A 20641-nucleotide genomic window follows, 5' to 3' on the forward strand; every position below is an offset into this window, starting at 1 on the left:
TTTATCTCCTTCAAATACAGTATTTTTTTAGTTGTATAGACGTGAGTACTACATCATCTATTGTATATAATAGGCGATGTTCGGTCAACCACATCGCCTATTATAATTATAAACATTTTGCGTCAAATTCCTACTGGATGTCAATAATAGCGTTTTCGCCCTTCTTAACATTTCCATCTTTTTTCAATTCGACTTGTTGTCCTTGTTGTAAATTCGTAAAGACGATTGGTGTAATAATAGATGGTGCATTTTCTTTTACAAATGCAAGATCTACTTTTAATAATGGTTGTCCTTGCTTCACTTTATCACCTTGTGCTACAAGCGCTTCAAAGCCTTCACCATTTAATTTTACAGTATCAATACCGAAGTGGATTAAAATTTCTTTTCCGCCTTCAGACTGAATACCAATCGCATGTTTTGTAGGGAATACATTTACAATCTCACCATTAACCGGAGAAACTACTGTTCCTTCTGTTGGCTCAATCGCAAATCCATCTCCCATCATTTTCCCTGAGAATACTTGGTCAGGTACTTCTGTAATCGGTAAGATTTTCCCTTCAATTGGTGAAACGATTGTTTCATTTTCATCAACCTGTTGAGGAGCTTCTTCCACTTTTACAGGCGCTTCTTTTTCAACATGAGGTGTACGACCTGACATAATATCATGAATTTGTGATTTTAATGTGTCAGATTTCGGTCCGAAAATAGCTTGAATGTTATTTCCAACTTCAAGTACACCGGCTGCTCCAAGCTCTTTTAAGCGGTCTTTATTTACATTTTTTTGTTCGTTAACTTGAACGCGTAAACGAGTAATACAAGCATCTAACGAAGCAATGTTTTCTTTACCACCAAGTGCTACTAATACTTCACGTGGAAGTTCTCCTGCTTCTGTTTTCCCTGCGCCTTCATTAGCATTCGCTACTTCACGACCAGGTGTTTTTAAGTTCCATTTACGGATTGCGAAACGGAATCCGAAGTAGTAAATCACTGCTAGTACAAGACCAACAATAATTACCCACCACCATGCCGTACGACCTGGTAGTACACCGAATAATATGAAGTCAATTAAACCACCAGAGAATGTCATACCAATTTTAACACCTAAAATTTGCATTGTCATAAATGATAGACCAGCGAATACTGCATGAATTCCGAATAATACTGGTGCTACGAATAAGAATGAAAATTCAAGCGGTTCTGTAATACCTGTTAAGAAAGATGTTAATGCAGCAGATCCTAAAATACCAGCTGCTAATTTTTTATTTTCCGGACGTGCTTCATGGTACATTGCTAAAGCTGCTGCTGGAAGACCGAACATCATGAACGGATACTTACCAGTTGTAAATGTACCTGCTGTTAATTCTACGCCGTCTTTTAACTGTGCCATAAAGATTTTTTGGTCACCACGGATTAATTCGCCAGCTGCATTTGTATACTGACCGAATTCGAACCAGAACGGTGAATAGAAAATATGATGTAATCCAAATGGAATTAATGAACGTTCGATTAAACCGAATATAAATGCTGCTATCGTTCTATTTGCATCAATCATTTGATGTGAGAACGTATTTAAGCCACCTTGAATGTATGGCCAAATGAAGCACATGATAATACCTACCACTAAAGAGAATGTTGCAGTTGCGATTGGTACGAAACGCTTACCTGCAAAGAAACCTAAGTATGATGGTAATTCAATGTTGAAGTATTTATTATAACAATATGCCGCTACTATCCCGACGATAATACCACCAAATACTCCTGTTTGCAGCGTTGGAATTCCTAATACGTTTGCATATGCTGGATCTGAAAATCCAATTTTTACTGGATCTGTTCCAGTGCTTGTTACTTTCACTAGTTTATCTACTTCTAAGAACACACTCATCGTTTTGTTCATAATTAAGTATCCGACGAACGCTGCTAAACCAGCTACTCCGTCTCCACCAGCTAAACCGATCGCTACCCCAACTGCGAATAATAGCGCAAGGTTAGCGAAAATAATATCGCCAGATTGTTCCATAATTTTTGCAACCATTACGAACCAATCTGCTTTTAAAGCAGGGATAACATTTGTTAGTTGTGGATTTTGAAATGCATTACCAAATCCAAGTAAAATACCTGCTGCCGGTAAAATCGCTACTGGAAGCATAAGCGCTTTTCCGACTTTTTGAAGAACACCAAAGATCTTCTTAAACATGGAAACCCTTCCTCTCTTATCTATATTGATACTTTTCGACAAACGCCAAAAAGGCATGAGGAAAAAAAAGATAGAACGATAGCTATACAAAGGGTAGTATGTCCCTTTCTTTAGCTTACATTCCCAACTTTTCTCCACTCATGCCTGATCGAATCAGTAACACGTGTCAAAAATAGGATTACGTATAAGTTCACTATAATTAAAGCAAACGTTTTCGTTATTTACCTTAATGTGTTTGTCGAATTTTGTATAACTTTGCAATAGTTATTATACATAACTATTGTAAGCGATTCAATCATTTTTTTTAACGTTTTCATTTTAGACAAAAATATATGTCTTTTTACACATGTTCTACTTTCACTAATCGTTGTAAATGCATCGTTAAATAAATACTCTCCGCTTCATATACAGGAAGTTGTAATTCTTTCTGCATTACTTTGACTAGTTTCCACGCCAAATTATAACAAACTGGATATTCCAACTTTAATAAATCAGCAAAACTCTGTGCTTCTTCTACTTTTTCTCCTTTTTTCACCCGCTCAATAGCATATTGTAAATGGCGAATAAGGCGTAAATAATGAATGCTTTCTTGGTCTAATGTAATTTGTAGGCTTGTCTCAATTAAAGACACAAGTTGTGCAATAAGACGAGAATTTTGATTAACAGAAGATAAATCAGAGTTTGTAAGCGAGCTGTAAATGTGAAGTGCGATAAAGCCAACTTCCCCTTCTGGCAATGTAATTTGCAAACGAGAATTTAAAAGTTGCACAACGCCTTCAGCAATTTTATATTCCTCTGGATATAGCATTTTCGTTTCAACTAAAAAAGGATTATCTATTGTAAGTCCTTGTTTCAGCCTTTTAATTGCAAAAGAAATATGATCTGTTAAAGCGATATGAATATGTTCATTTAATGGAGACTCCGCTTTTTCTTGAATATATAACATAATATCATTCATCAATTCAATTAGCTTTTCACTCACATGTGGTACTAAAAGTTTGTATTGTTCTCGATCACGCTCATTTTTTAAAACAAACATTTTCTCAATTTGTTCTTGCTCCAACACATCTTCAGCCTTTTTCCCAAATCCGATTCCTTTACCGATCACTACTACTTCCTCGTGTTCAGGATGGCTAGCAATGATGACATTATTATTTAAAACTTTTTTAATTTCTAGATAATTACTCATATAACACCACCCTCGTACTTAAATAGCCTACTTTTATGTTACAGAACATTCTTCTTTTTCGTCAATATAAAACATCTACCATTTAATAAAAATTCATTTTTTAGACATGTTTGTATATGATGCGTATAATGTAAGGGCAACTGTACATAGAAAGGAGATTGCAACATGATTAAAATGTTTGTAAGTGATATTGATGGAACGATGATGCAACACGGAGGTTTTATCGACGAAAAAGATGTTATCGCTTTACGCAGCTTAGCTGAACAAAATGTAATTCTTTGTTTTGCTTCTGGAAGACTTGATAATGAAATTGCAGACCTAATGAGAGCGGTTAATACAAATTTCCATCGCATTAGTGTAAATGGTGTTTTTGTATATACACATGAAAATAAACAGCTATTATCTGCAACTTTCGATTCCAGCATTCTTCCAGATTTGTTAGCTATGACAAATGAAGACCCTTATTTCCGTTATGTAAGTGATGAACATAACTACTACATTGAAGAAAAAACACCGTTTATTCATGAACTTGAACAACAAGTAACGATGACTTCTGTTGAAGAACCTAATCTATTACAGAAAATTGATGATACAATTTTTCCAAATAAAATTTCTATCGGTGGAACGAAAGAAAGCTTACAACTCCTTCAGAACAAAATTGATGAAAAATTTCACGGAAAAGTTAGCACCTTCATTTCAGCAGAACAATGTTTAGATGTAATGCCACCTAATATTAGTAAAGGTTCTGCTATTTCTATTTTATTAAAAGAATTTCAAATACAACCAGAGGAAATTGCTTGCATAGGGGATTCTTATAATGATATTCCAATGTTCTCTTTAACTCCTCACAGTTTTGCTATGTCTCAAGCAGATGACGCAGTAAAAGAGCACGCTCACTATGTAGTAAATACGGTTAAAGATGCTGTTAACCACGTAATTTCTCATAATAAAAATACGACTCACTCCTTATAAGGATGAGTCGTATTTTTATTTCTTTACATGTTGAAAACATCAAAGTTCACTGTACTTCACAAACTGAAATATATTACTTGTTACGTGCGATGTTCGTAATAAACTTGTAACGATCCCCACGATAAATACATTTCACATACTCTAACGGTAACTCACCTTCTGCATATGACCATTGACGCATTACAAGTACAGGCGCCTTTTTAGGAATATGCAGATGTTCAGCTTCATTATCCGTTGCAATTGAAGCTTCAATTGATTGAGTAGCGCGAACAAGCTTAAAGCCCAGTTTTTTCTCTAAATGTTCATATAAAGATTGTTGTAATATTTCTTCGTTAATATCTTTCACAAGAGTTGGCGACAAATATGTCGTCTCAAATGCAATCGGTTCGTCATCAGCTAAGCGCGTACGTCTCACTTCATAAACCGATTCTCCCTCTTGTATTCTCAGCCGGTCTGCTATTTTAGCAGTAGCTGGAACTAGGCGGAAACTTAATAACTGGCTGCTCGGTTTCATACCACGAGATATCATATCTTCTGTGAATCCCGTCATTCCTTGCAACTTTTGCTCCACTTTCGGAAGTTGGACGAACGTTCCAATCCCACGTTTCCGGTATAAATAACCTTGTTCCACTAAGTTATTAATCGCCTGTCTGATTGTCATACGACTCACTTCGAACTTATCACAAAGTTCATTCTCAGATGGGATTTTGTCTCCCGGCTTCCATTCGCCGTCCTCAATTAGCTGTTTCACCCACTCTTGAATCTGATAATAGATCGGAAATGGTGAATACTTGTCGATGTTCATCAGCAATCGCCTCACTGCATAAAGATAGAGCTTCTTGATCAGCAATTACGGTTACATTCGGATGACGTTGTAAAACTGTAGCAGGACACGCTTCACTATATTCACCTTGCAATAACTCTTTAAGTGCTTCTGCCTTTTTAGGCCCCATAGCAACAAGTAGAATTTGTTTCGCTTTCATAATGCTTCCAATTCCCATTGTAATCGCATGAGTTGGCACATCTTCTTCTTTTTCGAAGAAACGAAGGTTTGCTTGGCGTGTAGATTCTGTTAATTCAACAATGTTAGTTGGAGAATTAAATGCTGTTCCTGGCTCGTTAAATCCGATGTGACCGTTTTCACCGATTCCAAGAATCTGTAGGTCAACTGGGTTAGTAGCTAGAATGCTCTCGTAACGTTTGCACTCTTCCTCTAAATCACTTGCCATCCCGTTTGGTACATAAGTTTGTTTAAATGGAAGATAATCAAACAACTGTTCTTGCATGAAATAGTGATAGCTGTTTTTATCTTCGTGTGGTAAATTTACGTACTCATCTAAGTTTACAGTGGTTGCATGACTTGTATCAAGTTTATTTTTTCGCATTTCTGCATAAATACCTAATGGAGAGCTTCCTGTAGCCATTCCTAAAGTTGGATTTTCTTTTGATTTTACAACCTCTTTAATTAACTTATAACCTGCTTCTGCTAATTCTTCTGGAGTTTTTACAACTAGAATATTCATCTAATTACTTCCCTTCCTTCATATGAATTCCTAAACGAACCGTATCATATACATGTAATTCTTCAGTCATAACAACAAAGTCTGCATCTTTACCTACCGCTAACGCACCTTTATTATTTAATCCAAATTCTTCTGCTTGGTTAACTGATGTCATTAACACTGCCTCCTCGATTGAACATCCTGTAAATTCAATTACATTTCGGAAAGCTTGATCCATTTTTAAAATACTACCAGCTAACGTTCCATCTTCTAATCGGGCACTGCCATCTTTTACATGTACTGGCTGTCCGCCAAGCTCATATAATCCTTCTTCAAGACCTTTTGCACGCATTGCATCTGTAATGACACTTACTTTTTTCGGTCCTTTTAATTTATATGCTAATTTCACCATATCAGGGTGAATGTGAATACCATCTGTAATTACTTCAACCATTACATCTGGATTTAATAACACATGACCAACAACTCCTGGTTCACGATGATGTAATCCACGCATTTGATTGTATAAATGTGTTGCATGTGTAATTTTTCTATTTTTCAGTTGTGCATCAATTGCATCTGTATGCCCCATTGTGCCAACAACACCTGTTTCAGCAAGATACTTTTCAAACTCTAACGCACCTTCTTCTTCCGGTGCATATGTTACTAATTTAATTAGATTGCCGCTTGCTTCCTGCCATTGTTTAAATTGCTCGATACTCGCAGGAACAATATGTTCAAGTGGTTGTGCACCCGCACGTTTTTTTGAAACATATGGTCCTTCTAAGTGAATATATTCGAAATGTGCTCCTTTGTCTTTCGCTTCCTTCGCAGCACTTAGCGCCGCTTCAATCGCTTCTGGAGCTTGTGTCATTGTTGTTGGGAAGTAAGTTGTAACTCCTTCTTTTAACATTTCTTTACCAAGAGTTACTAATCCATCGCTATTTGCATCCATCGCATCAATATCGTATCCACCATGAATATGAACATCAATCATACCTGGAATCACAATCTTTCCTGCCACATCTAACACAGTTTCATTTTCTTGTGATACATATTGAGCCATCAAACCAATTTCTTTAACTGTTTCTGTGTAACGAATAAATCCGTTTCCCACTACTTCTTTACCTGTATAAATTTCGGCATTGATGACAACCTGCGTTTTCATTTTCATCGACCCTTTCCCATGAAATACCTACTTATTATTATTACCTTATTCGCCTAATTCCATCTTAATATACACACAAGTAGTTGTCTATACATTCTAATGAAATTTCCTCTTCGTTCAGCGAAAAAAGGAAATTGATTTCTTTTTCATTCTAATATATATTATCCATTTTTACCAAAATGGATAATATCCTCTTATATAATTAGTTACTTAAGTAATGGCATAAGACCGCTTGCCCCCATAGTAATATGTTCACCATCTGTTTCCATTTCCACAGTTCGCTTGTTTGTTCCATATATCATTATACCACGCTGTTTTAATCGTCTTACTACACTCTGATGAGGGTGCCCATACGGATTTCTACTCCCGTACGAAAGAATAGCGAATTGTGGATCTACTTTTTTTAAGAATGTTTCACTCGTTGAAGTATACGAGCCATGATGCCCAACTTTTAATACATCTGCATGTACATCAAATTGCTTTAATATTTCATTTTCCGTCCGTATATCCGCATCACCCATTAATAAAAAGTCCGCTTTACCATATCGAATCTTTAACACAATTGAGGACTCGTTATTCTCGTCTTTCGATTTACCATTGTTTAATACTTGTATAGAAACATGTGGATCTAACGGTATGTATTGTCCTTCCTTCACTGAAATGAAAGGTATGCCCCTTTTTTTAATATTATTCCGATACGTATGATAAGTAAATGAACTATATGTTTTTCCACTATCTAATACGAGTGAAACCGGCATTTGTTCTACAATTGGAATAAGCCCCCCTATATGGTCCATATCAGGATGAGTACTTACAATCACATCTAAATGATTAATTCCTTTTTCAATTAGTTTTTGAATAATAACCTCTCCCGCTTCATAAGGGCCCCCATCTATTAACATCGTTTGACCATTTGGCAATGTAATAAGTGTCGCATCACCTTGTCCAACTTTTAAAAAACTCACTTTCATTTTACCAAAATGTTGCCGATGCATATGTATAGAAGACGCAGTATGAATAGACATCATATATCTTTTAGCCGATGCGCTGTTTAACGAAAAACATAATAAAACAGAAACCAACAATAGAATACTCCGTACACCTTTCATAACTCGTCTCCTTTTTTCATTTAGTATGGCACGCTCTGTAATTGATATACAAAAAAAGCTTAGCAAAATGCTAAGCTTTTATTTTGATAATTCCTGTAAAGAACCAAAGAATAAATCTGCTTCATTCATTTGTTCATTTTCTTCCGAAAGAGGTGGTAAATCATCTAATGTTTTCAAACCAAACGTATCTAAAAATTCTTTCGTCGTTCCGTATAAAATAGGGCGCCCTGGTCCTTCCGCTCTTCCCGTTTCTTTTATAAGTAAGTGTGAAACTAACGTTTGTAATGCCTTGTCCGTTTTCACACCTCTAATCTCTTCCATTTCTGTCCTTGTAATCGGTTGACGGTACGCAACGATTGCCAACGTTTCAAGAGCTGCTTGAGAAAGTGAAGCCGCGGTTGGAGTATCTATTAATTTTTGATAGTACGAAGCATGTTCTTTCTTTGTTGCAAAACGATACACTTTTGCATATTGTACAATTTGCAAACCGCGATTCGATCCTTCGCATTCTTTTTGCATTTCCTCTATACTGTTTAGTACTTCTTCCACTTCAACTTCCAGAACTTTAGCTATCTGTTCCGGATAAATCCCTTCGTCACCTGCAACAAATAAAAGCCCTTCAATAATCGCCTTTTGTTCTTTTCTATCCATTTTACGAACTCCTTCCTCCTATTTCCCATAAAAAACACACATAAAAAAACCGAATCACAGTAAATGCGTTCGGTTCAATATTTCTTCTCTCGTTCCAAACGATACATTAAAACCTAACATGAGATAAAATATTTCTATCCCATCTTCACATCAACTCTATACGGATTTATTAGAGCTTGATACGAAAATTTCATCAAAATTATGTTCCTGCTCAATTATGATTTGTTGATTTTTCATTAGCTCAAGAACCGCTAAAAATGTTACAACCATTATTTCACGTTCTTCATCAGCAAACAAATCATAAAAGCTTTGACGACCGCCTCTTACTTCTAACTGTTGTAGAATATCAGTCATTCGCTGTGCAATTGGTATTTCTTGGCGAGTAATTCGCGTTGTTACGGGGGTTTTTGCTTTTTTACGACGCATTAGCTTTTGAAATGCCGCTAACATATCATATAACGTAACATCAAGAGGTAAGCTTGTCTCCTCTTCTTGTTGAAATGATGTAAAATCAATTGGCGGACGTGTATATAGCTGTGCTCTTTCTTGTTCTCTTTCTTTTAACTCAGTAGCAACTTGCTTATATTTCTTATATTCAATTAACCTCTCCATCAATTCTTGACGAGGATCATCTATAAAGTCTTCACCGTTATCAGGTACATCTTCTTCTTGTTTCGGTAACAACATTTTACTTTTAATTTGTAATAACGTTGCAGCCATTACTAAATACTCACTGGCAACATCTAATTGTAATTCTTTCATCGTATGGACATAAGATAGATATTGCTCTGTAATTTTCGCTACAGGAATATTATATATATCAATTTCGTAACGATTTATTAAGTGTAACAATAGATCTAAAGGCCCTTCAAAAGCCTCTACTTTAAAATTATACTGCACAAAGCATCCCACCACATTTTTTCTATAACACCATAAGTATAGAGCATACTCATGTTCTATCCAACCTTTTTAAGAAATTTAATTAAAAATAGACCTATGCCCATGTCATAATGCCCACCGCTTCATATGATAACAATGTAGTAAGAACAATGTAGGAGGTCAAAAAACTATGGGTCACGTTGATTGCGGTTTTAGCGGTGGATTCGCATTACTAGTTGTACTGTTCATTTTACTAATCATTGTAGGAGCAGCTTGCTTCTGCTAATATGAAGCAATAAAGCGACTAGGGATATTTCCCTAGTCGCTTATTGTTAATATTTCTATGATACACTGTACATATAACCGTTAGACAGGAGCGAAAAAAATGTATCCTACCGAGTACATACAATTTTTAATTCATTTTCACGGAGACTATGATTATTTTGAATGTCATGAAATATTAGAAGAATATTGGAAATTAAAGCCTAGAGGAGAACGTGACAATTACTTAGTCGGCCTCATTCAAATTGCTGTTTCCTCATACCATCATAGACGATCCAATTGGAATGGTGCAGAGAAGATGATAAAAAGCGCAATAACAATTTTAGAAAAGAGCAGCGCGCAATTACATCAATTCGGAATAGATCATAAACAACTTACATTCTTATTAAATGAAAGATTACAATCTATCCACAAAAAGGAAAATTTCGCCCCGTTATTTTTACCATTATTAGACGTATCGTTAGAAAAACAATGCATACAGTTATGTAAGAAACAAAACCTCTCTTGGAAAGATGCGAACGTCATTCCTGGTGAATACATCATAAATAAGCACACATTGCGTGATCGAACAGACGTCATTTCTGAACGACACGAACAACTACAAAAAAGAAAGCAGAGATAATAAACTACTTATCCCTGCTTTCATGAATGTATATTTTGTTCAAGCTCTTTACACTTTTTGCAAAAACTTGCTGTTTGCTCATTTCCGCAAATTGTAAACTCAAGAAATTTACTCTTAAGCTCTTGAACCATCTTCGTCCCAATCCCCATATGACGGTGAGACGGATTCACGCTCAAATGCTGAATTTCCAATACCTGATCTTCTTTTTTTATAATCCCCATTATCCCAACAAAATCTTCATTTTGTTTCCACAAATACAATTGCCAATCCTCTTTCGCCTCATACTCTTTCATTGTCAATTGTAATGTTTTCACATCTTTTTCAGTTGGCATAAATGAAAGAAGCCCCATTGCAATTTTTTCATAACTTTTTTTAAAACGAATTAACATAACCCTTATCCCTTCTTACAAAAGTTACAAACTATTTATCCCCTCAATCACTCTTTTCATATCACATTCATTCTACAATATTTTTACCAGAGTGAGAAGGGGCTGAAACAACTTGATAATCATACAAAGCGTTAAGAAGAAAGTCAAATATATGTTTCCACGCTATTTCTTTCTATTACACCGCTCAAAAAAGAGACAATACTATATAGGAACTAAAAGAAAAATCCCTTTCTCATCACATTTCACTTATTAACCACTTTTGAACAAAGTAGTTCTACCAAAAGCAATATGTTAAGAGAAATACATTTATTGAAGCATATAATTCGTACTCCATCCTATGTATTTTGTTAAAAGTTTGTTCTCATGAACAATATAATTTAACGTTAGTAGCCGCCCTATTTGTGTCATATACTTTAAAATATATACCAATCCCTGTTTATAGGAAATAAAAAAAGAGAGCAAAATCGCTCTCTTTTTCTCGTAACTTATTCTTCCCAAACTTTAACTTCTTTCATTGCATCGCCTTGACGCATGTTTAATACCGTTTCAATACCGCTTGTTGCTTTACCGAATACAGTATGTACGCCATCTAAATGCGGTTGTGGCTCATGAACAACAAAAAATTGGCTACCACCTGTATTACGACCAGCATGTGCCATAGAAAGTGATCCAACAAGATGTCTATGAGGATTTCCATCAGTTTCACATGGGATAGAGTAACCTGGGCCACCTGCACCTGTGCCTGTTGGGTCTCCACCTTGGCTTACGAAGCCAGGAATAACGCGGTGGAATGTCACACCATCATAAAATCCTTGCTCTGCTAATTTTTTAAAGTTTTCTACTGTTTTTGGTGCCTCTTCTGGGAAAAATTCTAAATCGATTTTTTCGCCATTTTCCATTAATATGTATCCTAAAGTTTTCATATGTATATGTCTCCTTTCAACTATCTCAGCACTATATTACCATATTCATGACGAGAAACAAAAAGAATCCGACAATCTGCATACTTCTTTTTTGAAATGTGGAAGAAGCTAGGTGACAAATAAGAAAAATATACTATAATAACTGTGTTGCCCGAAAATTTAAGAAAGAGAAAGGGAGCGATTTTTCGTGAAAACGAAATTACTAGCTCTGCTATTAGCTGTAGCCGTATTTATTATGCCAACAGCTTCATTTGCAGACATCATTGAGGGAGAATCAATTGTTACACTAGGAGAAAACTTATCTGAACAACAGAAACAAGATCTTTTGAAAGAAATGAAAGCACCAAAAGATGCACAAATTATTACTGTATCTAATGCGGAAGAACATAAATTTCTAGAGGGCATCGTTCCAAAAGCGCAAATTGGTACGAGAGCAATTTCCTCTTCTATGATTACATACACAAAACCAGGGTCAGGTCTCATTGTACGCTCAAAAAACATTAATTCGATAACAGATGCAATGTACACAAATGCACTTATTACAGCAGGTGTGAAAGATGCAGAGATTCAAATTACTGCACCATTTAAAGTTTCAGGAACTGCTGCTTTAACAGGTTTAATGAAGGCCTATGAAACAACATCAAACAAAGCCATTCCTGAAGAAGTAAAAAAAGTAGCCAATGAAGAAATGGTACAAACAGCCCAGCTTGGTGATAAAATCGGCGAAGAAAAAGCAGTTCAACTTGTTGCAAAAATTAAAGAAGAAATTGCAAAAGAACAGCCAAAAACAACTGAAGATTTACGTACATTAATTAAAAAAATTGCTGATCAACTCGGTATTACATTAACAGATGAACAGTTGGATAACTTAGTATCGTTATTTGATAAAATGAAAAATCTTAATATCGATTGGAACCAAGTTGGTAGCCAATTAGAGAAAGCAAAAGACCATGTGTCTGCCTTCTTAGGATCTGAAGAAGGGCAAAGTTTCCTAGATAAAGTAAAAGATTTCTTCTCTAGTATCATTGATTTCGTTAAATCTTTATTCAAGTAAAAAAAGAAGCTCGCCAGTGACGAGCTTCTTTTTTATACAAGTAACGGTAATTTCATAATAGCTTCTTCAACCGAACGGACAACATGATTTGCTTTCTCCTTCACATACGGATGGGCATGATGGAGGGTGAAGGAGTGCGGGGTTACTTCAAACATAGAAATATCATTGAAAGAATCTCCAATACATGCAACTTCATTTGCTTCAATTTGTAAATGTTCCATTAACCGCTTCAGAGCGCTTCCTTTACTTACACCTCTTGGCATAATGTCAACATATCGCTTACCCGATATAAAGACTTCCGCTTCGCTATGAAATGTATCTCTCAACTCTTGATCTAATGCTACAATTTTTTCTTCTTCGCCAAAAACAAATAATTTCGCAGGATGTACAGTCTTCCCAAATTCCTCTTCTAACTCTTCGATTTCAGCAATATGCACTCCCATATACTCTTCAAAAGTATGGTGATGTTCATTCTTCCTTTTTGTATATCGCTGCTCATTTGCACAAACAATATCTGCTAGTCCCTTTTTATGTATATATCGATATATTTCCTGGGCAACCCCATCTTCAAAACTCGATTCATGAAATACTTTTCCATCCGGTAGTATCATTGTCGCTCCATTTAAACTAGTTGTGTAATACGGGAACGAAAACCTTTTTACCGCCTCATCAATTCGGTGAGTAAAACGGCCAGAGGCAAAACAAATATTTGTCCCGTTTTCAGCTAGCCAACAAAGCGCTCGTTCATCTTCTTTTTGCATATCATTCATATTGTAAACGAGTGTATCATCTAAATCACTTACAAATAGTTTAATCATGTCCTCTTCCCCTTCCATACACAATATCTACTCTAATTGTACAAAAAAAATGTTTGATTTTTGTTAAAAAAACAATAAATTTTCAATAAAAAATAAGCGGAGCATACTCCCGCTTATTTTTGTCTTCGCACATTTTGAGGTCTTACAATACTTGGACGAACCTTTAAACTAGACATAGTTGGACGAAGTAAAATTTTCGTTAACGCGCCCCAATCAAACGGTAAAAACGGCCATAAATACGGTGTTTGCAAACTTCTTATAGATGTTAAAAACAGAATCAACATCGTCATTCCAATGACAAATCCCATTTCATGAAATATGCCTGTTAAAATAATGACAAACAATTTTCCGACCTTATTTCCAAGTCCAAGTTCATAACTCGGCGTTGCAAATGACCCAATCATAGAAACGGCTACGTATAAAATAACTTCTGGTACAAACAAACCTACATCAATTGCAATTTGACCAATTAATATGGCAGAAATTAATCCTGCTGCCGACGACAATGATGTCGGTGTATGAATGGCGGCCATTCTTAAAAATTCGAGTCCGACTTCCGCCATCAAAATTTGTAATAAAATCGGTAAATGCGTCATCTTATTTGGTCCAATGAAAGCAAGGCTTTCCGGTAAAAGAGTCGGATCAAAAACAAAAACTAGCCAAAATGGCAGTAAGAATAGCGAAAATATAACACCTAAAAAACGTACCCAACGTAAAAATGTACCTACAGCTGGATTTTGTCTAAACTCTTCTGCATGCTGTAAATGGTGAAAATATGTTGTTGGAGTGATCATAGCACTTGGTGATGTATCAACGAGTACTAACACATGTCCTTCTAACAGATGATTTGCTGCTACATCTGGTCTCTCTGTGTATCGGATAAGCGGGAATGGATTATAACCTTGTTTCACTACAAATTCTTCTACCGTTTTATCCGCCATCGTAATCCCATCTACTTCAATATTATTTAATTCTTGTTTTATAATCTTAACTAAATCCGGATTTGCAACATCTTGTACATATGTAATACAAATATCCGTTTGCGATCTATCCCCTACTCGAATCATTTCATTTCGAAGACGTGGATCGCGTATTCTTCTACGAATTAACGCTGTATTTACAACGATATTTTCAACAAATCCATCCCTTGCACCACGCACTACCTTTTCTGTATCTGGTTCTGTGGGTGTCCGGCCCGGATAACTACGAACATCTATTGCGAACGCTTCAGTTTCACCTTCCACAAATATAACAATGAGTCCTGATAATACTTGGAGCATTACATCATCCATCGTTTTTACTTTACTTACTTGTTGATGAATTAAACGATTCTCTAAAAGCTTTACTGTATCTTCTTCTACATCCCTTATTTCATTTGTATCCACCGCTTCTTCTAAAATAGGGATAATATAATTCGTATCACAAAGTCCATTTACAAATAACACACCAATTTCTTTATTTAAAATTTGAAATTTACGAATGCCAACATCGTATGTAACACCAAGCCCAACTGTTTGCTTTAAATAATTTTCATTATCACTTAAAAAAGATGAAATCGGGATATTCACTTTTTTAGGCTTCGTCATAAAAGCCACTCCTTTCCAAAATTAATTGAATCGCCTTTCTAGTAATAGGTGATCCTCTCTCCCATTCATCATTTCCACACATCTTGCCAATATCACCGACCCCCACTATGACAGGAACATTCAGACCATCTAAACAATAAATCGTATCCCCACTAATCCTGCCAATTTCACCATCTGGGAGTCCAAATTTATCAACGCCATATTCTGTCAAATTCCCATTCCGATCTACACTTACATCTACACGCGCCCATTCCCAATGATGTGTATTAGATGCTACTGCTAAAATACCGAGTACATCAACTTGTTTATGTGTTGCGACATACTTTAACGCCTTTTCACCAGATCCTTCTCCTATAAATCCGCTGTCATCAAACATGACAAATACAGGGTCATATGGCGTTTGCATAATAAGCTCAACAACTTTCTTCCCTGTCAATTTGGTCGGATTACTTTGCGATGCTGAAATACACCTCCCCCCAAATTCCTTTGTTAACAGCTCAATTGTCCGCTTTGCATATTCATCTCCATCTGTGACCAAAACAACCCTTCGTCTCATTTGATTTATCCTTTCGGTTTACATATAAGTGCAACAAAAAATGAAAATAATATCGCTGCTGAAATCCCCGCAGACGTTAAGCTAAACATACCGATTCCAATTCCTAAATATCCATGTTTTTCTGCTGCATGCATTGCCCCGTGCAATAGTGAGTGTCCAAAACTTGTAATAGGGACTGTTGCCCCAGCACCTGCAAATTTTATAAGCTGATCGTACAATCCGAATCCGTCTAAAATAGCTCCGGCGACTACAAAAGTTGCCATTAAATGTGCCGGTGTTAACTTTGCGAAATCTAGCAACACTTGTCCAATTACACAAATAGCTCCTCCTACAAGAAATGCATATATAAAATCCACAATTCACTCTCCTTTAACGCTTTCAAACACAACACCATGCGCAATCGTTGGAATCGTTTCCTTCTGTTGCATCATCATGGGGCTTAATAGAGCTCCAGTTGCAACGACAAAAATTCTTTGTAAATTCCCTTTTTGCATTTCACGCAATAAATGGCCGTATGTTACAACAGCTGAACAAGCACAACCACTGCCCCCTGCAAACACTTCTTCTTGATTTGAATTGTAAATCATTAATCCACAATCATTGTATACATTCCCCAAATCATACCCTTCCTCAAGTAAAAGTTGTTTCGCAATTGGTGTCCCAACAGCCGATAAATCACCAGTAACAATAAGATCATAATCAGCTGCACTTCTTCTCAAATCTTCAAAATGTTGTTGAATTGTATGAGCAGCAGCTGGTGCCATCGCTGATCCCATATCTAAAGGATTAGCAATTCCTAAATCTTGCACTTTACCAATTGTTGCTGCTGTTATTTTAATTGCACTCTCCTCATTGCTAATTAATATTGACCCTGCTCCGGTAACAGTTGAGTTTGCTGTCCCTGGCTTTTGTCCTCCGTATTCTGTTGGGGAACGAAATTGTCTTTCAGCCGTCGCATTATGACTACTTACTGTAGCTAAAATACGATTCGCAAATCCACCATCTATAAAAGCTGATCCAATCGCCAACGTTTCCATTGACGTCGCACAAGCGCTGAACATCCCTAAAAAAGGAATACCATACTCACGAGCAACATAATTTGCTGTCACTGTTTGGTTTAATAAATCTCCCGCTAAAAAGAAATCAATTTGCGATTTTTTTATATTCCCTTTTTGCATCGCTTGTTGAATTGAGTCTGACATTAACCTTCGTTCAGCAAGTTCCCAGTTTTCCTCTCCGCAATGTAAGTCAGAATATGAAATATCAAAATCCTTTCCAAGAGGGCCTTCAGCTTCTTTCGGACCGACAGCAGTACCAGTTGCATTCACGAAGATATCATTTTGAAATACCCACGTTTGTTTTCCTGTCAATCTCATACCCACCCCTCCTTTAAGACATTAAAATTTGAAATGTATATCTTATTAACCCGATAATGTATGCACCGACGACTCCAAATACAATGACACTTCCTGCAAGCTTAAACATGTTAGTAGCGATTCCTAGAACAATCCCTTCACTCCTATGCTCTAGTGCGGCACTCGCCATAGAATTCGCAAATCCAGTAACTGGTACTGCTGATCCCGCTCCAGAAAACTGCCCGATTTTATCATATACACCACACCCTGTTAAAATCGCCGACAATAAAACAAGCGTTGCAACTGTCGGATTTCCCGCCTCTTGTTCACTAAAGTGAAAATAATGTATATAAAATTTCATCAATATTTCTCCGACTGTACAAATGAGTCCACCAACAAGAAATGCCTTCACACAATTTATGAAATAGTTCGGTTTTGGATGGTACTCCTTCACTTTATTTATGTAATCGTCCTTCAATTTTCGCCCTGCCATATATATTGCCTCCTACTTTACGAAATAAATCCAGTGAAACAACGAGCCTATTACTTTCCCAAGTACAAGAGCAACGAGTAAAACAATAATTTTCTCCTCTACCCTTACTCGTTTCGCTAAAATAGGTAAAACGTTTAACACTTCCGTTAACGCCGCAGCGAGCATTCCAATGAATGTGCCACAAAATATCCCTAATATAACAAGCCAATATTGTGACGTTTGAAATGTAATATTTTTCAAACTACACCAAGCCCCTGTTAAAGTACCTGCAATGACCGCCCACTCAAAGTATTGAATATGCTTTCCACTTCTCGTTAATTGAGCTAAACGAGGGATTATACCAAGTACAGCTAAAAACGCGACATATCCGCTACCTACTGCAATCCCTCCAGCTAAGCCAATTAATACAACAAATGCACACTCAATCATCAGCAATCTGTTTCATATTATCCTTGTTTTCATGAACAATTACATATTGATCAAGCGACTGCTGATATTGAAACATCTCAACTTCTAACGGGCTCGGCTCTTCATTAATTCTCTTTTGAAATACATGATTAAAAAATAAGACCATACCTAATCCAAGACCTAATGAATAAGGAATTTGAAATAAAAGTGGTTGCGCCTTAAATTCTCCAGTAATCATGTAATATAACCGTTGGTGTACTTGTTGCATACTTACATCTTCATGGAAATAAATGATCGCAAGGGCCGCTCCAATGAAAAGTAACAACCATACAAGTCCGAAGAAAACCGGATGCACTTTCTTTTTTTCATATATAATTTCAACAAGAGTTTGTCCAGAACCAAGTAAATTAATTTGTATGTGAGCCGCTTTTTGTTGAATAATCTCAATCACTTTCATAACATCAATTACAACATGTGTTTTATCATGCGCTGTTATTTTGTAGACTATTTCATTTTGTAACAACTCAACTACAAAAGAATCTCCGGCAAGTTGAGCAACATCGCTCAGCTTTACTTCATACGTAGGAGACACTTTTAAGCGATTGCGCATTTTAATATAAATCGTTTGTTCCAATTTTCATTCACCCCTTCACTCTTCCTCGTAGTTGTAGTATGGTTATTGGAATTTTTTCTAATACAATTTTTTCATAAAAAAAACATCTGTACCATTTCGGTACAGATGTTTTTAGCTTATGCCTTTTTCTTAAATAAATTTGCAATACTTAATGCAAGTCCTCCCCAAATGACTACCATACCTATAACCATCATCATAATCGCTGATCCACTCATCATGAAACACCTCGGTCCTTCCATTCTTTTTCAAGCTGGACAGAGTCTGAATGTATTTGTGCATTCCATTTCTTCAGACTAATGACTAGTGCAACTATAAGAAACGCTGCCGCTATCGACCAGCCATACGTTACAACAAACTCTGTTGGATAACCTCCGTAGTTCTTTTTAATGTTTTGGATTGTACCATCAATTAACATATACCCTAACATAAGTGGAGTAATAACGAGTAAACTCACTCTCCAAAACGTTCCTAACTTTATATCAGATACAAAATTTGCATGATTTTGATAAACTGGTAAACGGCGCAAGATTAGTCCTATTGTAACTACTTCAACGAGTGCAATTGTAATCAATCCAAAATTGTTAGCGAAGTAATCAACAACATCTAGGAACATAAGTCCACCACGTGTTGCAAAAACAAGAGAAACTAATACTAATAGCGTTCCCATAATTCCAATCGTCTTTTGACGACTCAAGCTGAATTTTTCAGATACAGCGGCAAAGCATACTTCTGCAAGTGAAATGAGTGATGTAATTCCAGCAACAGTTAGAGATAAGAAGAATAATACACCAAATAACGGCGACATCGGTAACTCATTAATAATTTGCGGGAATACTACAAATGCAAGTCCTACACCAGCACTAGCTACTTTCTCAACCGGTACCCCCATGTTATTCGCCATAAATCCAAGAGCTGCAAAGACACCAATACCTGCCAATAATTCAAATCCTGAATTTGCAAATCCTGTAATAAAAGCATTATTTGTTGTATCTGAGTTTTTCGGTAAATAACTAGAATACGTAATCATAATTCCGAATGCTAAAGATAAACTAAAGAAAATTTGACCGTAAGCAGCAAGCCATACTTTCCCATCAAAAATACGACTCCAATCTGGTTTAAAGAATGCATCTAGCCCCTGCATCGCACCTTCCATCGTCACTGCACGAACAACGATAATAAGGAACATAACAACTAGTAAAGGAATAAAAATGCGGTTAACAACTTCGATTCCTTTTTTAACTCCTTTAAACGCAACACCAAGCACAATAATCCAAACGAGAGCTAACGGAATTAATACTTCTGGTACGAGCCCCCCGAATTGTCCTGGCTTATCTGCAACATGTAAATATTCTTTAAATAAAAATGATTGCGTGTCTTTCCCCCATGCTCCAGTAATTGCAAAGTACGTATACGAAATAGACCAAGCAATGATTACAGCGTAATATGTTGAAACAATAAATGTCACACACATTTGCCACCATCCAATAAATTCAGCACGTCGATGAATACGGAAGAATGTAAGTGGCGCCGAACCACGATGACGATGCCCAAGAGCAAACTCGAAAGCTAACAATGAAATACCAGTCGTTAATAATGCAAATAAGTACGGTAAAAAGAATGCGCCTCCCCCGTTTTCATACGCTGTATAAGGAAAACGCCATATATTCCCTAGTCCAACAGCGGAACCGATTGCTGCAAAAATAAATCCAGCCCTCGTTCCCCATTGTTGCCTCGTTTCCATGTTTCCTTCCCCCTTTGTGACAAGTTCATATTTGGATTATAGTTTAAATTAACTAAATTACCAATAAATTCTGTAAATTTTTTAGCGATAGTTGTAATCTTCTCCTTTTCGTGACA

At 36.3% G+C, this 20641-nt stretch carries 24 protein-coding genes; 4 read left to right on the forward strand and 20 right to left on the reverse strand.

Annotated features, from left to right (window positions below; translation table 11 throughout):
* Positions 1 to 130: 130 nt before the first annotated feature.
* On the reverse strand, positions 131 to 2194 hold the full coding sequence (gene ptsG / locus MR066_RS10105; protein WP_002014901.1) for a PTS glucose transporter subunit IIABC: 2064 nt from the start codon (positions 2192 to 2194) through the stop codon (positions 131 to 133).
* A gap of 340 nt (positions 2195 to 2534) precedes the next feature.
* Complete coding sequence (glcT, locus tag MR066_RS10110) at positions 2535 to 3383, reverse strand: glucose PTS transporter transcription antiterminator GlcT (RefSeq protein ID WP_002143016.1); 849 nt, start codon at positions 3381 to 3383, stop codon at positions 2535 to 2537.
* A gap of 165 nt (positions 3384 to 3548) precedes the next feature.
* On the opposite strand from glcT, the gene MR066_RS10115 reads away from it, so the two are divergent.
* The gene (locus MR066_RS10115; protein WP_016100674.1) at positions 3549 to 4355 is read left to right on the forward strand and encodes a Cof-type HAD-IIB family hydrolase; all 807 of its coding nucleotides are present in this window, start codon (positions 3549 to 3551) and stop codon (positions 4353 to 4355) included.
* A 73-nt stretch (positions 4356 to 4428) separates the two neighbouring features.
* Here the strand turns inward: MR066_RS10115 and phnF are convergent, their stop codons facing one another.
* From phnF to MR066_RS10145, 6 genes are all read right to left on the reverse strand, one after another.
* On the reverse strand, positions 4429 to 5160 hold the full coding sequence (phnF, locus tag MR066_RS10120) for a phosphonate metabolism transcriptional regulator PhnF (protein ID WP_080118258.1): 732 nt from the start codon (positions 5158 to 5160) through the stop codon (positions 4429 to 4431).
* A complete protein-coding gene (gene nagB / locus MR066_RS10125) occupies positions 5090 to 5878 on the reverse strand; it encodes a glucosamine-6-phosphate deaminase (RefSeq protein ID WP_088040084.1) in 789 nt (262 codons plus the stop codon). The genes phnF and nagB overlap by 71 nt, the downstream gene beginning before the upstream one ends.
* Before the next feature lie 4 nt (positions 5879 to 5882).
* Positions 5883 to 7025 carry an N-acetylglucosamine-6-phosphate deacetylase gene (gene nagA / locus MR066_RS10130; protein ID WP_242247273.1) on the reverse strand — a complete coding sequence of 381 codons (1143 nt, stop codon included), beginning with the start codon at positions 7023 to 7025 and terminating at the stop codon, positions 5883 to 5885.
* Between the two features lie 206 nt (positions 7026 to 7231).
* Positions 7232 to 8134, reverse strand: a complete 903-nt coding sequence (locus MR066_RS10135) for a ComEC/Rec2 family competence protein (RefSeq protein ID WP_242247005.1) — start codon at positions 8132 to 8134, stop codon at positions 7232 to 7234.
* A gap of 78 nt (positions 8135 to 8212) precedes the next feature.
* Complete coding sequence (gene scpB, locus MR066_RS10140; RefSeq protein WP_012261645.1) at positions 8213 to 8785, reverse strand: SMC-Scp complex subunit ScpB; 573 nt, start codon at positions 8783 to 8785, stop codon at positions 8213 to 8215.
* 156 nt (positions 8786 to 8941) lie between these two features.
* The gene (locus MR066_RS10145) at positions 8942 to 9685 is read right to left on the reverse strand and encodes a segregation/condensation protein A (protein WP_002143025.1); all 744 of its coding nucleotides are present in this window, start codon (positions 9683 to 9685) and stop codon (positions 8942 to 8944) included.
* Positions 9686 to 9854: 169 nt separating this feature from the next.
* On the opposite strand from MR066_RS10145, the gene MR066_RS10150 reads away from it, so the two are divergent.
* A complete protein-coding gene (locus MR066_RS10150) occupies positions 9855 to 9950 on the forward strand; it encodes a YjcZ family sporulation protein (protein WP_000510194.1) in 96 nt (31 codons plus the stop codon).
* A gap of 99 nt (positions 9951 to 10049) precedes the next feature.
* Positions 10050 to 10568 (forward strand): DUF309 domain-containing protein, encoded by a 519-nt coding sequence (locus MR066_RS10155; RefSeq protein ID WP_002143026.1) that lies wholly within the window; start codon positions 10050 to 10052, stop codon positions 10566 to 10568.
* 20 nt (positions 10569 to 10588) lie between these two features.
* Here the strand turns inward: MR066_RS10155 and ribT are convergent, their stop codons facing one another.
* Positions 10589 to 10957, reverse strand: a complete 369-nt coding sequence (ribT, locus tag MR066_RS10160; RefSeq protein WP_000908403.1) for a GNAT family N-acetyltransferase RibT — start codon at positions 10955 to 10957, stop codon at positions 10589 to 10591.
* Between the two features lie 485 nt (positions 10958 to 11442).
* On the reverse strand, positions 11443 to 11880 hold the full coding sequence (locus tag MR066_RS10165; protein WP_002190570.1) for a peptidylprolyl isomerase: 438 nt from the start codon (positions 11878 to 11880) through the stop codon (positions 11443 to 11445).
* Between the two features lie 187 nt (positions 11881 to 12067).
* Between MR066_RS10165 and MR066_RS10170 the strand changes: the two genes are divergently transcribed.
* Positions 12068 to 12934, forward strand: coding sequence for a DUF1002 domain-containing protein (locus tag MR066_RS10170; protein WP_242247007.1), 867 nt, complete (start codon positions 12068 to 12070; stop codon positions 12932 to 12934).
* Between the two features lie 32 nt (positions 12935 to 12966).
* On the opposite strand, the gene MR066_RS10175 is transcribed toward MR066_RS10170, so the two are convergent.
* The 10 genes from MR066_RS10175 to MR066_RS10220 all read right to left on the reverse strand — a co-directional run bounded on the left by MR066_RS10175 (position 12967) and on the right by MR066_RS10220 (position 20525).
* Entirely contained in the window at positions 12967 to 13770 is an 804-nt protein-coding gene (locus MR066_RS10175) for a Cof-type HAD-IIB family hydrolase (RefSeq protein WP_002067045.1), read from the reverse strand.
* Between the two features lie 95 nt (positions 13771 to 13865).
* Complete coding sequence (gene spoVAF, locus MR066_RS10180; RefSeq protein WP_113937141.1) at positions 13866 to 15338, reverse strand: spore germination protein SpoVAF; 1473 nt, start codon at positions 15336 to 15338, stop codon at positions 13866 to 13868.
* Positions 15325 to 15894, reverse strand: coding sequence for a stage V sporulation protein SpoVABEA (gene spoVAEA / locus MR066_RS10185; RefSeq protein WP_002088445.1), 570 nt, complete (start codon positions 15892 to 15894; stop codon positions 15325 to 15327). The genes spoVAF and spoVAEA overlap by 14 nt, the downstream gene beginning before the upstream one ends.
* Before the next feature lie 5 nt (positions 15895 to 15899).
* On the reverse strand, positions 15900 to 16250 hold the full coding sequence (gene spoVAE, locus MR066_RS10190) for a stage V sporulation protein AE (RefSeq protein WP_113937140.1): 351 nt from the start codon (positions 16248 to 16250) through the stop codon (positions 15900 to 15902).
* A 3-nt stretch (positions 16251 to 16253) separates the two neighbouring features.
* A complete protein-coding gene (gene spoVAD / locus MR066_RS10195; RefSeq protein WP_002088448.1) occupies positions 16254 to 17270 on the reverse strand; it encodes a stage V sporulation protein AD in 1017 nt (338 codons plus the stop codon).
* 13 nt (positions 17271 to 17283) lie between these two features.
* A complete protein-coding gene (spoVAC, locus tag MR066_RS10200) occupies positions 17284 to 17742 on the reverse strand; it encodes a stage V sporulation protein AC (RefSeq protein WP_002088449.1) in 459 nt (152 codons plus the stop codon).
* 12 nt (positions 17743 to 17754) lie between these two features.
* Positions 17755 to 18171, reverse strand: a complete 417-nt coding sequence (spoVAB, locus tag MR066_RS10205) for a stage V sporulation protein SpoVAB (protein ID WP_016092269.1) — start codon at positions 18169 to 18171, stop codon at positions 17755 to 17757.
* Positions 18164 to 18784, reverse strand: coding sequence for a stage V sporulation protein AA (locus MR066_RS10210; protein ID WP_002067040.1), 621 nt, complete (start codon positions 18782 to 18784; stop codon positions 18164 to 18166). The genes spoVAB and MR066_RS10210 overlap by 8 nt, the downstream gene beginning before the upstream one ends.
* A 116-nt stretch (positions 18785 to 18900) precedes the next feature.
* Complete coding sequence (locus MR066_RS10215; RefSeq protein WP_000016829.1) at positions 18901 to 18999, reverse strand: methionine/alanine import family NSS transporter small subunit; 99 nt, start codon at positions 18997 to 18999, stop codon at positions 18901 to 18903.
* Positions 18999 to 20525, reverse strand: a complete 1527-nt coding sequence (locus MR066_RS10220; RefSeq protein ID WP_242247009.1) for a sodium-dependent transporter — start codon at positions 20523 to 20525, stop codon at positions 18999 to 19001. The genes MR066_RS10215 and MR066_RS10220 overlap by 1 nt, the downstream gene beginning before the upstream one ends.
* Between the last annotated feature and the right edge of the window lie 116 nt (positions 20526 to 20641).

The sequence above is a fragment of the Bacillus cereus group sp. BfR-BA-01523 genome, assembly GCF_022662615.1.
Classification (GTDB): domain Bacteria; phylum Bacillota; class Bacilli; order Bacillales; family Bacillaceae_G; genus Bacillus_A; species Bacillus_A mycoides.